Here is a 12186-nt window from a genome sequence, read left to right on the forward strand (position 1 = left end):
TTTGTCTCAAAGCCGGGAGTTTGTTCATCTTTACTCATTATACTGAACGGATAGGGCTCGATACAAGCTGTCTGGGCAATTGTCGCTAATTCGACAAGGTCTGGCTCACGCTTGGAAAGGATAATCTTCGTTGATGTAAATTCTCTCACAGCTTAGGGCTTTGCCTGTATTGTCATCGATTTCCGTGAAAAACCCGCTGACGACTGAACGGCCTGATTTCGGCACTTCAAAGCGCGTCGGCATATTGGTCTTGAAACGATACAACACAGAGTCACGCTTCATACCTAAGATTTCATCGTACGGTCCTGTCATACCAACATCTGAGATATACGCTGTCCCGCCTGGCAGCACTCTCGCATCCGCCGTCTGAACGTGGGTGTGCGTCCCGACAACAGCAGATGCACGGCCATCCAAATGCCAACCCATCGCAATTTTCTCACTTGTCGCTTCGGCATGGAAGTCGACAAAGACGAGCGGCGATACTTGCTTGGCTTCTGCGATCAATTCATCTGCCATCTTAAATGGGTCGTCATGTGCCGGCAAGAAGACACGGCCATGCAAATTGATGACCGATAAGGTTTTGCCGTTTTTCGTCACGGTTGCCATGCCCCGACCGGGAGCTTCCTCAGAAAAGTTCGCCGGGCGAATCAGGTAATCCACGTCGTCGATAAAGTCGAAAATCTCTTTTTGGTCCCATGTGTGGTTGCCCATCGTTACCATGTCGACCCCCATGAACAGCAAGTCTTGGTAGATCGATTTGGTAATCCCTCTCCCTGCCGCTGCATTTTCGCCGTTCGCAATGACGACATCCGGCGCATATTTACGTTTCAATCTCGGCAAATACGATTCCAGCGCTTCTCTTCCCATGGACCCAACAATGTCCCCGATAAATAAAATTTTCATGCAATCACCTTTCTCCATAAGAAAAAGGCTTCTTTGAATGGATATTCAACGAAGCCTTTTTCGTTTTTTATTTTGCGTATTCAACGGCTCGCGTTTCGCGGATGACCGTCACTTTGATATGTCCTGGATAATCCAGCTCTTCTTCGATGCGCTTGCGAATATCGCGCGCGAGGCGATGAGCTGTCATATCATCGATCTGTTCCGGGCGAACCATGATCCGGATCTCACGTCCTGCTTGGATGGCGAATGACTTCTCGACGCCTTCGTAAGACTCTGAAATCTCTTCCAGCTTTTCAAGCCGGCGGATGTAGTTCTCGAGCGTTTCGCTTCTGGCACCTGGACGGGCAGCGGAAAGTGCATCTGCTGCGGCGACGATGACCGAAATGACCGAAGTCGCTTCCGTATCCCCATGGTGAGAGGCGATGCTGTTAATGACAACTGGGTGTTCTTTGTATTTCGTTCCAAGTTCAACACCGATCTCCACGTGGCTGCCTTCGACTTCATGGTCGATAGCTTTACCAATATCATGGAGAAGCCCTGCGCGTCTTGCCAGGGTTACATCTTCCCCAAGCTCTGCTGCCATAAGGCCTGACAGGAACGCCACTTCAACAGAGTGTTTCAGGACGTTCTGCCCGTAACTTGTACGGTAGCGGAGTCGACCGAGTATTTTGATCAAGTCTGGATGCAAGTTATGTACACCTACGTCAAATGTGGTTTGTTCCCCAATTTCACGAATTTGCTCATCGACTTCACGTCTGGACTTCTCGACCATTTCCTCGATTCTCGCTGGATGGATGCGCCCGTCAGACACCAATTTCTCAAGTGCCAGACGCGCTGTTTCACGGCGGATCGGATCAAATCCGGAAAGAATGACCGCTTCAGGCGTATCATCAATAATTAAATCGATGCCTGTCAAGGTTTCGAGCGTGCGGATGTTTCGTCCTTCGCGCCCGATGATGCGGCCTTTCATCTCATCATTCGGTAAATTGACTACTGACACGGTCGTTTCCGCTACATGGTCTGCAGCAAAACGCTGCATTGCCAATGACAAGATGTTCTTCGCTTTTTTGTCCGATTCTTCTTTGGCGCGGGCTTCTGATTCTTTGACCATGACTGCGATATCTGTCGACAGCTCATTCTCCACTTGCTCGAGGATGATGCTTTTCGCTTCTTCGCGTGTCAAAGAGGAAATCCGTTCCATTTCGGTCTGTTGCTGCTGAACCAATTCCTCAGCTTTGCTTCCCATCTGTTCAATATGCTGTTGTTTTTCGGCAAGTGCCTGATCCTTACGTTCAAGGCCGGCCTCGCGTTTGTTTAATGCATCATCCTTGCGATCCAAATTTTCTTCTCTTTGCAATAACCGATTTTCATGTTTTTGCATTTCCGATCGGCGTTCGCGAATTTCAGATTCAGCTTCAGTACGCAATTTATGATTTTCGTCTTTCGCTTCCAGCAAGGCTTCTTTTTTCAGCGCCTCTGCTTCCCGTTTTGCATCTTCGACCACTTGCTCTGCGGAATGTTTGGCTCCTGCCATTTTGGAATCGTTTGCCTTTTTCAATGCAAAATACCCAACAACTACACCGACGATGATACCAAGCAAAGCGAAGATGAACTCAGTAATACCCATTCGGACACCTCCTCTTGCTATTGATTTTTTACATTTTCAAAGGATGAATCGATACATTCTTTGTCTTTCATCATTCGTTTAAAAATTAGTAAATAATACAATTTTAATTGTATAGATGGACCTATGCGCTGTCAACCCTGCCAAGCCGGCGCCCCTTGCTTGTAAAAAGACTGCGAAGCATTCGCTTCGCAGTCTTTACCGAAAGTCATTATAAAGTTCCAGGAAGAACCTATTCCTCTTCGTCAACGAGCAAGTTAAAGTCTTCTGCTTCTTTCTTGTCATCTTTAGGAACGGATACTGAATAGGAAGCGGCTGTCATGCCGTAATGTTCACGGACTTTGCCTGCGATTTCATTACGGATATCTTCATGCTCACGCATGAACTGCTTGGCGTTTTCACGCCCTTGCCCAACGCGTTCGCTGTTATAGGAATACCACGAGCCGCTTTTTTGGACGATGTCGAGATCTGCCGCAAGGTCAACGATTTCACCTTCACGCGAGATCCCTTGCCCGTACATGATGTCTACTTCCGCTGTACGGAATGGCGGAGCTACTTTGTTTTTAACGACTTTGATCTTCGTGCGGTTACCGATGATGTCGTTGCCAGACTTCAAAGCTTCTGCACGGCGGACTTCAAGACGTACGGATGAATAGAACTTCAACGCGCGGCCGCCCGGCGTGACTTCAGGATTCCCGAACATAACGCCGACTTTTTCTCGGATTTGGTTGATAAATACAGCGATGGTGTTCGATTTGTTGATGGCGCCCGACAGTTTGCGGAGAGCCTGTGACATGAGACGAGCTTGCAAACCGACATGAGAGTCGCCCATTTCACCTTCGATTTCAGCTTTTGGCACAAGTGCCGCTACCGAGTCAATAACAACGATGTCTACTGCACCACTGCGCACAAGCGCTTCTGCGATTTCAAGTGCCTGCTCGCCTGTATCTGGCTGAGACAACAATAGTTCATCCAAGTTAACGCCTAGTGCTTTTGCATAGACGGGGTCAAGTGCATGCTCTGCATCGATAAATGCAGCCGTTCCGCCAGAAGCTTGTACTTCAGCAATAGCATGAAGTGAGACGGTCGTTTTACCAGAACTTTCAGGTCCGTAGATCTCGATGACCCGTCCGCGCGGATATCCGCCTATACCGAGTGCGATGTCGAGTGACAATGACCCACTTGAAACAGTTGAGACATTGTGGCCCGTACTTTCACCCAATTTCATGACAGAACCTTTACCGAATTGCTTTTCTATTTGTTTTAGCGCCATATCCAACGCTGCTTTACGATCGCTCAAAAGAAATCCTCCTTTTATGTGAAAACCAATTTTCTAACTGATTTCAGTATACTAGTTTATTGAGAAATTTACAAGAAAAAAGCGAACGTTTATTCGTGTTCGTATAAATGTTTACCGAATTTAACCCTCGCTATTTTATCATTCCCCTGAAATGGGCATATAAAAACACGCAAAATTAAATTTTGCGTGCATCTTCATCTGTTAGTGTTCGTATCAAGTAATGCAGCGCCAGTTTTACAGCGCGAATACGGTTGGTGTTTCTTAGGCCCGATAGTTCAAGCCGGTAAGTATCGGCGCCTTGATCGCTTGCAATGCCGATCCATACAGTGCCGACCGGTTCTTCACCATGGGCGTCGGGTCCAGCTGCACCGGTAAGGCTCACGGCAATATCTGTACCGAATTTTTCCAAAGCAGCCGTTGCCATTGCTACGGCCGTTTCTTTACTCACAACAGAATGTTCGTCAAAAAACTCAGGCGCTATGTCGAGCTGCTGAACTTTCATTTGTTCATTATAAGTAACGACCCCGCCACTAAGTACAGCGCTTGCCCCAGAGACAGAAGCAAGCTCCGACTGAAACAGCCCGGCAGTCAAGCTCTCTGCTGCTGAAATCGTTTTACCCTGCTGTTTCAATAAGTCGATCGCTTTCGACGCGAGAGAATCGTCGTCATAGCCGTATAGATAGTCGCCAACACGCTCTAAGATTTGTTCTTTTGCGCCCTCGATCAATTTCCATGCCTCATCTGTGGTCTCGGTTTTCGCCGTAATGCGCAGCGTTACTTCCCCTGCTGAAGCCAATGGGGCAATCGTCGGGTTGGTTTGCTGATCTAAAATGTCTTGCAGGCGGTCTTCAAGTTCCGCTTCCCCGATACCGTAAAAACGCAGTACGTGCGAAAGAATGATATTTTCTTGATTGAGCATGCGCACCAATTTCGGTTTCGCTTCGAATTGGAACATCGGCTCGAGCTCATGCGGCGGTCCGGGCAGCAGCAGATAGAGATGATCGCCGTTTTGGTACATCATTCCCGGCGCCATGCCGTTGTCGTTGACGAGCACATCACTGCCTTCAAGCACGAGCGCTTGCTTTTTGTTGTTTTCAGTCATCGGGCGGCCGACACGATCGAAATATGCCGCAATCGATGTCATCGCTGCATCGTCCATGGAAAGCGTCGTCCCGAGGTGATTGGCGATGGTCTGTTTCGTTAAATCATCTTTTGTTGGTCCGAGTCCGCCAGAAAAAATGATTACATCTGCCCGAGACTCGGCGATGGCAATTGAATCTTTCAACCGTTCAGGGTTGTCGCCCACCACGGTATGGTAATAAACATTGATGCCAATTTCAGCAAGGTGCCCGGATATGAACCGGGCATTCGTATTGGTGATTTGGCCGAGCAGAAGCTCTGAGCCAACCGCGATAATTTCAGCGTTCATAACGATCTCCCTTTCATGTGGCGCTTATTTGGATGTCATAAGTCCTTTTCGGTTGGCATAGAAATAATCCCAGCCGGACCAAACGGTAAATAGCAGCGCGATATAGAGCATAATTTCGCCGAATGGAATGCCAACTATCGCGAAAACCATATTGTAAAGCAAGAGCGAAATAATCGCGATCAATTGTGTCACTGTTTTGATTTTGCCTAAATTTCCGGCTGCCACGACTTCTCCTTCACCCGCTAGCACTAAGCGCAATCCGGTAACCGCGAATTCGCGGCTGATGATGACAATAACGACCCATGTCGGCGCGAATCCGAGCTCGACCAGTATGATCAAAGCTGCAGAAACAAGAAGTTTATCCGCTAGCGGGTCCAAAAACTTGCCGAAAGTGGTCACTAAATTGTATTTACGTGCATAATAGCCGTCAACCCAATCCGTGGCGGATGCAAAAATAAAGATTAATGCCCCGATTAGATGGGCAACGGGCAACGTCGTTCCGAGAAGCGAGATTTCTCCCCAGCCGAAATCGATGAGCATGAGTGCCATGAAAATCGGGATGAGCAAGATGCGAGAAATGGTAATTTGATTTGGTATATTCATTGGGTTTTCTCCTTTCAATGCTTGCAGAAAAATAGCCATCAGGTGATGGCTATTCAGCATCATCAAAACGAATGATGATGTTTTGCGGTTTTCGCTCTTGTTCGTACGGCACGATTTCGCCGTTTAGTTCGAGTGTGAGCATCATATAATCCCCGATGCGCATAAAGACTTCCGTTTCATTCGATAGATCCACGGCTTCTGTTTCTCCTGCTTCAAAGACGCGGGCGAGGCTCAATAATTCAGAACCGCCTTCATCTTTAACGCTCAGCCAAGAAGCGCCATCTGCCGAAAACTCGAGTTGTCGATCGGCTGGGCCAGAAAACGTATAAGTCGTTGTTTCACCCGAAACGCCCTCTAGCTCCAGCTGGGCTTCCGGTTCTTGCGGTTCTGTTGATTGTTCGGATTCAGCAGCAGGCGATTCTTCTTCCGCTGCTTCTGGCTGTGGCTCTTCTTGCGGTTCAGACGGCGACTCGTACTCCACATCCCCGCCTTCTTCCTCTTGCTGCAGATCGTTCCCGGACGTACTGAGCAAATAGAAATACCAAATGACCAATAGAATGAAGACAATGAATAATGCTACCAATACTTTCGGCATTGATTCCGAGACGGGGCCGTTGCTGCGTTGTTTCTTGTCGGGCCTGCGTGTTAAATGCTTAGCAGGAGATGCTTGCGGTTGCTCTTCAGGCAATTCACTTTGATGCTCCCTTAACAAAGCTTCGCCATCCAAACCGACCGCTTGCGCATAGCGTTTAATAAAAGCACGTACATAAAAAGCGCCTGGAATGGCTGAATAGTTCCCTGTTTCGATTTCTTCTAAATGATGCTTTTGGATTTTCGTTTTCTCATTGAGCTGTTCGAGACTCAGGCCTTGGTCAAGCCTTGCCTGCTTCAGCTTGTTGCCCAATTGTCCCATCGTCTTCACCTGCCCGGTTAAAAATTGAACCCGTCGCCGAACATATCCACCTGGCCTTTATTGTCCATAAACGTGTTTTTTTCCAATACTTCATACGTGATCTTTTCTTCTGGATGATGGCGCAATTCAATAATGTAATCGAAATCATCGATGCTGTATTCGGAATGCTCCACAAATTTATCCGGATGTTCGACCACTTTAATATTTGGCATACGCATCATTTCCCGCACTAGCTGAAGATGCCGCTCATCAGCTGAACGCCTCGTGACGATGCCGTCCAGGATGAAAATATTATTGTCGTTGTGCTCATCGCCCATCAATTGATTGCGGACAGTTTGTTTAATCATGGTTGATGACAGGAAAATCCATTTTTTATTGGCACTAACGCTAGCAGCAACAATCGACTCCGTCTTGCCAACACGCGGCATTCCCCGCAGTCCGACCAATTTATGGCCTTCCTGTTTGAAAATCTCCGCCATGAAGTCGACGAGCAAGCCAAGTTCATCCCGCACGAAGCGGAAGGTTTTACGGTCATCAGCATCTCGCTGAATATACCTGCCGTGCCGTACGGCGAGAATGTCCCGCAACTTCGGTTCACGGAATTTCGTCACCGCAATGGTTTCGATCGTCGATAGAATCTGTTCGAAACGCTCGATCTGCACGTCATGTTCTGCACGCAGCAGCATTCCGCGCCTCCCCTGATCTACGCCGTTGATGGTAACAATATTGACACGCAGCATCCCAAGCAGCGATGCGATGTCCCCGAGTAAGCCCGGGCGGTTTACTTGAATCTCGTATTCAAAATACCATTCTTTCATGCTCCACTCACCCTTCCCCTGCATTCATCGTTCTCCGCCATTGCCTTTATGATAGCCTACATTAACAATGATGAAAAGGTACCGCATTCAGATGAGCCAGCCGCCATTGACGCGGATCGTCTGGCCGGTGATATAATCCGCTTTGCCGCTGGTTAAAAATGACACAGTATGGGCAATATCTTCAGGAGATCCTGCCCCAAGCGGTATCTCTTCTTCGAGTTCACGCCATTCTTCGGCCGTTAACTCGTTGTTCATTTTCGTGCGGATCAATCCCGGCGACACCGCATTGACACGTGTGCCTGATGGCGCCATTTCCTTGGCATATGCCTTCGTGAATGCCAGTTGCGCACCCTTTGCGGCCGAATAAGCCGTTTCCATCGAGGCGCCGGTCTCGCCCCAGATCGAAGCGATGAAAATGACGTAAGATTTCGCATGTCTCCTGAAATAAGGGGACACGAAGCGCACCGTCTCAATCGGATTCTTTACGTGGGCGCGCCATAAAGCGTCAAAATCAGCATGACTGGTGTCTTCCAATAAGCTGTAGAGGGCATGGCCACTGGCGCAAACGATACACGAACAGTCAAAGATTTGATCTGCCACTTGCTGTGCCCCGCCATCTTTCATGAAATCGCCCTGGACGATGACGAATTCCTGCTCTGTATAACGACCGCTGAGCTCGTCTGCAAATGCTGCCAGTTCCGTTTTATGGTAATGAAGGTAAAGCGACCAGCCATCGTCTGCCATTTGTCTTGCGATGGCACTGCCGATGCCTCCTGAAGCACCCAGAATTAAGGCAAACCGTTTCATGCCTGTTGTTTTTCCGGTGATTTAATCGTAAAGACAGATTGTTGGCTTTCTGCACTCACCGCGGCGAAGGCCTCTTGCAAATCAACCACTTCGATCTGTTCAAGCACCGGTACGACATCAAAAAGATTCATGCCATTAAACGCGTATTGCGTAAACTGGTTGGCGATGTACTCAGGCGAATTCAACGCGCGCATGAAAAAGCCGATTTTCTTGCGGCGCACACGGTCCAAGTCTTCTTGACCGAACGGCCACTTCTCTACCGCTTGGTGAATTGTTTTTTTGACTTCTTCTGCAAACGTTTCAGGGTGATTGGTATCTGTTCCGATGAGCGCATAGCCAAACCCGCTTTCGAGTGAATAATCGAACGAATACGATTCATCGATCCAGCCGTTTTCGTATGACTCATGATAAAACTTCGAGGTTCTGCCAAATAATAATTCATATGCAAGTTGTGCGGACAGTTCATGCTTGAGCATTTCAGGGCCGTAGAGATCGAGTCGCTCGGGTTTGATGCCGACAAACACTTTCGGCTTTTGTACCGCCATTTCCAGTGTCCGTTCCTGCACGGCTACTTGTTTCGGCTCGTCTGGGAAGATGCGCTCAATCGGCGCAGGCGCATCGAATGTTTTTGCTTCCTGGTTGTCTTTGACAAATTGCATCATGCTTTCAGGTTCAACGTTTCCAACAATGAACAAGGTCATGTTCGACGGATGGTAAAACGTTTGGTAGCACGTGTATAAATGCTCTGCAGTAATGTGCTGGATTGATTCGACCGTACCCGCGATATCGATTTTGACCGGATGATTTTGATAGAGGTTTTCAATCATGCCAAAATACAAGCGCCAGTCCGGCTGGTCGTCGTACATCGTGATTTCTTGTGCGATGATGCCTTTTTCCTTTTCTACCGTTTGCTCGGTGAAATAAGGGCTTTGGACAAAATCCAGCAAAGTTGTGACGTTTTCCTGGATCCGCCCTGTCGCTGAAAACAAATACGCCGTTCGCGTGAATGATGTGAAGGCATTCGCAGATGCGCCGTTTTTGCTGAACTCTTGGAAGACATCGCCTTCCTCTTTTTCAAACATTTTATGTTCTAGAAAATGAGCGATTCCGTCCGGTACTTGAACCGCTTCTGTTTCGCCCATTGGCACGAAATGATTGTCGATCGAGCCGTACTTGGTCGTAAAGGTTGCATATGTTTTAGAGAACCCTCGCTTCGGCAGGATGTAAACCGTCAAGCCGTTTGGCAGTTCCTCGTGATACAGTGTTTCTTCGAGTTGAGTGAATTCCATTTTATTCATCGCTTGCATCCTCCTTGCCAGACAAGAAATACGTCAATTGCAGGCTCATGTTCTTCGCTGCTTGCGCAATCTGTTCTTTTGTCACTTTTTCCCACCGTTCAATCAAATAAGCAGGTTCGAAATCTTCTGCGAGTTCCATGTATTGGTCGTAAATGTCAATTTGGCCTCTCGCCGAATCGAGCGCTTCTTTTAATTGGTTGCTGAGTAATGCCTTGGTTTGCTCTACTTCGGTATCGGTAATGTGCCCTTGTTTGATTTCATTCAATTGATCGAGAATCAACGCCACTGCTTTTTCTTCGAGTTTGCGGTCGATTCCGGCGAGGACGAACATCAAACCGAATTGAGAAGCATATGAGCTTGAAACGTAATATGCCATGCTTTCTTTCTCACGAATATTGGCAAATAATTTCGAATGCGCATAACCGCCAAAAACACCGTTCAGCACTTGCATAACAGGGAAATCCTCATCGCGGAACGTGACTGGCGTGAAGAACATCATATGTAATTTCCCTTGTTTCATGTCCTCGTATTCCAGCACGCGTGACTGCTCGGGTGTTTGTAATTGGCTTTGTGTTTTTTCTGGCAATTGCTTACGGTCAGAAAAACGGAAATAATCGCGGATATGGGAAGTGATCACTTCTGGCGCAACATCCCCTACCACATAAATTTCTACTTCATTTGTTTCCAGCATATTTTTATATGCCGCGACAAGTGATTCATTCGTCACTTGTTTCACCTGTTCAATCGATCCGTTGGAATTGATAGAAGCGGGATGGCCCGGAAGTCCGAGTTCCATCATGCGCTGCTGTGCGTAGCGGGTTTTATCGTCAATTATAGATTCGATGCGCTGAACGATGGACTCTTGTTCACGCTTGAAAATGCTTTCCTTGAACAGTCCGTTCTCTAAATTCGGCTTGAATAAAGCGATATACATCAAATTCAATACTTTTTCGAGAACGCCTTTATCCGACAAATATTGATCATTAACGGTTTCGACATTCAAATTGACGATGTGGTCGTCTCCGCGTTTGGTGGCATCTATGTATAGTGATGTTCCGTATAAATCATCCAGCACCATGCGTAATGCCGTATGGGATGGGTACATTTCGTTGCTGTGTTGCAATACATTCGCCAGGATCGCGCGCTCTGAAGCATTTTTCACAGTAAGCCGGTCCTTGAAGCGGATCGAAAAATTTATTGTTTTGAATTGCGTCGTTTGATGTACATGAACATTGACGCCTTGTGCAATCTTATTGGTTTCAAACATATTGGATCCCCTCTCGTGATTCTTACACTAACTATACCGGACTTTTTCCTTTAATTGCAATGAAACAGGAGGCACCACTGGAAAAAAGCAGGGGTATATCAAGGGATTTTCAGTTTTTGCGGATTCTTCGCAAAATCCATGCCAGCATCGTTTTTTAATGAAGCAATTTCTCGCCGCCCTATCATGGCCCTTAAATTTTGCCATCAAAAAACCGGCGGGAGCTTTCCCGCCGGTTTTGAAGCCGCTGATTTGCGGCGCAATTTTTTAACGTTGTCCTTTGATATACGGTTTTCCGTTCGCCTTTGGAGCATTGGCACGGCCGATAAAGCCGGCTAATGCAAAAATCGTTAAGACGTAAGGAAGGATCAACAAGAAAACATTCGGTATTTCCTGAATATAAGGAATTGAGGATCCGACGATGCTCAGCGACTGTGCGAAGCCAAAGAACAACGCTGCGCCCATTGCGCCAAGCGGATGCCATTTCCCGAAGATCATTGCGGCAAGTGCCATGAATCCTTGGCCGTTGATTGTCGCGTGACCGAAGTCACCGGTAATCGTTTGCGCATAGATTGCGCCGCCGATTCCAGCCAGAGCCCCGGAAATCATAACCGCCACATAACGCATTCTTGTTACATTAATCCCCATCGTGTCAGCTGCCATCGGATGCTCGCCGACTGCACGCAAGCGCAAGCCGAATGGCGTCTTATAGATGACAAACCACGCTAGGACCGCAACGCCGATCGCGAAAAACGACGTGTTGTAGACCGAAGTGAAGAACAATGGGCCGATGACCGGAATATCGGATAAAAACGGAACGTTGTAGCGCGCAAAACGCTCACTGATGAAATCCGTCTGGCCTTTGTCGAAAATGCTTTTTACTAAGTAAAGCGCAAGGGCAATTGCTAATAAGTTAATGGCCACGCCAGATACGACTTGGTCAGCACGGAAAGAAATCGATGCAACAGCGTGCAGCAGCGACAATAAAAGCGCCGCCACCATCGCGGCAATTAATGCCAGCCATGGCGTCATTCCACCGAATGTGTCTGCAAACAGCAAGTTAAACAAAATCCCGACAAACGCGCCGATAACCATCAAGCCTTCGAGGCCGATGTTGACAACGCCGGAACGTTCAGAAAACACCCCGCCGATTGCGACCAAAATAAGTGGTGCCGCATAGAAAATCGCTGAAGGGACGATGAAATATAGGATATCCATAAAGCTCAT

Annotated in this window: 11 protein-coding genes; all 11 read right to left on the bottom strand. The window is 47.7% G+C overall.

From position 1 onward, the window contains the following. Positions 1-105: 105 nt before the first annotated feature. Entirely contained in the window at positions 106-903 is a 798-nt protein-coding gene (locus AY633_RS01495; protein WP_068465719.1) for a TIGR00282 family metallophosphoesterase, read from the bottom strand. A 67-nt stretch (positions 904-970) separates the two neighbouring features. Further along, positions 971-2530 (bottom strand): ribonuclease Y, encoded by a 1560-nt coding sequence (rny, locus tag AY633_RS01500; protein WP_068485904.1) that lies wholly within the window; start codon positions 2528-2530, stop codon positions 971-973. Positions 2531-2759: 229 nt separating this feature from the next. Then, the gene (gene recA / locus AY633_RS01505; RefSeq protein ID WP_068485906.1) at positions 2760-3827 is read right to left on the bottom strand and encodes a recombinase RecA; all 1068 of its coding nucleotides are present in this window, start codon (positions 3825-3827) and stop codon (positions 2760-2762) included. 175 nt (positions 3828-4002) lie between these two features. After that, positions 4003-5256, bottom strand: a complete 1254-nt coding sequence (locus tag AY633_RS01510) for a competence/damage-inducible protein A (RefSeq protein ID WP_068485908.1) — start codon at positions 5254-5256, stop codon at positions 4003-4005. A gap of 24 nt (positions 5257-5280) precedes the next feature. After that, complete coding sequence (gene pgsA / locus AY633_RS01515) at positions 5281-5859, bottom strand: CDP-diacylglycerol--glycerol-3-phosphate 3-phosphatidyltransferase (RefSeq protein ID WP_068485910.1); 579 nt, start codon at positions 5857-5859, stop codon at positions 5281-5283. 49 nt (positions 5860-5908) lie between these two features. Further along, positions 5909-6772 carry a helix-turn-helix domain-containing protein gene (locus AY633_RS01520; RefSeq protein WP_068485911.1) on the bottom strand — a complete coding sequence of 288 codons (864 nt, stop codon included), beginning with the start codon at positions 6770-6772 and terminating at the stop codon, positions 5909-5911. Positions 6773-6789: 17 nt separating this feature from the next. Continuing rightward, complete coding sequence (locus AY633_RS01525) at positions 6790-7590, bottom strand: YmfK family protein (RefSeq protein ID WP_068485914.1); 801 nt, start codon at positions 7588-7590, stop codon at positions 6790-6792. An 87-nt stretch (positions 7591-7677) separates the two neighbouring features. Next, positions 7678-8397 carry an elongation factor P 5-aminopentanone reductase gene (gene ymfI / locus AY633_RS01530; RefSeq protein WP_068485916.1) on the bottom strand — a complete coding sequence of 240 codons (720 nt, stop codon included), beginning with the start codon at positions 8395-8397 and terminating at the stop codon, positions 7678-7680. Next, a complete protein-coding gene (gene yfmH / locus AY633_RS01535) occupies positions 8394-9695 on the bottom strand; it encodes an EF-P 5-aminopentanol modification-associated protein YfmH (RefSeq protein WP_068485918.1) in 1302 nt (433 codons plus the stop codon). Before yfmH ends, ymfI begins: the two co-directional genes overlap by 4 nt. Then, positions 9688-10962, bottom strand: a complete 1275-nt coding sequence (gene yfmF, locus AY633_RS01540; RefSeq protein WP_068485919.1) for an EF-P 5-aminopentanol modification-associated protein YfmF — start codon at positions 10960-10962, stop codon at positions 9688-9690. Before yfmF ends, yfmH begins: the two co-directional genes overlap by 8 nt. 264 nt (positions 10963-11226) lie before the next feature. Next, on the bottom strand, positions 11227-12186 hold the full coding sequence (locus AY633_RS01545; RefSeq protein WP_068485921.1) for an ABC transporter permease: 960 nt from the start codon (positions 12184-12186) through the stop codon (positions 11227-11229).

The sequence above is a fragment of the Planococcus maritimus genome, from assembly GCF_001592825.1.
Classification (GTDB): Bacteria; Bacillota; Bacilli; order Bacillales_A; family Planococcaceae; genus Planococcus; species Planococcus maritimus_C.

Coding starts and splice junctions, on each gene's coding strand:
- rny (WP_068485904.1), bottom strand. CDS start 2,530: ATGGGTATTACTGAGTTCATCTTCGCTTTGCTTGGTATCATCGTCGGT.
- ymfI (WP_068485916.1), bottom strand. CDS start 8,397: ATGAAACGGTTTGCCTTAATTCTGGGTGCTTCAGGAGGCATCGGCAGT.
- yfmH (WP_068485918.1), bottom strand. CDS start 9,695: ATGAATAAAATGGAATTCACTCAACTCGAAGAAACACTGTATCACGAG.
- AY633_RS01545 (WP_068485921.1), bottom strand. CDS start 12,186: ATGAGCTTTATGGATATCCTATATTTCATCGTCCCTTCAGCGATTTTC.
- AY633_RS01495 (WP_068465719.1), bottom strand. CDS start 903: ATGAAAATTTTATTTATCGGGGACATTGTTGGGTCCATGGGAAGAGAA.
- AY633_RS01525 (WP_068485914.1), bottom strand. CDS start 7,590: ATGAAAGAATGGTATTTTGAATACGAGATTCAAGTAAACCGCCCGGGC.
- AY633_RS01510 (WP_068485908.1), bottom strand. CDS start 5,256: ATGAACGCTGAAATTATCGCGGTTGGCTCAGAGCTTCTGCTCGGCCAA.
- pgsA (WP_068485910.1), bottom strand. CDS start 5,859: ATGAATATACCAAATCAAATTACCATTTCTCGCATCTTGCTCATCCCG.
- AY633_RS01520 (WP_068485911.1), bottom strand. CDS start 6,772: ATGGGACAATTGGGCAACAAGCTGAAGCAGGCAAGGCTTGACCAAGGC.
- yfmF (WP_068485919.1), bottom strand. CDS start 10,962: ATGTTTGAAACCAATAAGATTGCACAAGGCGTCAATGTTCATGTACAT.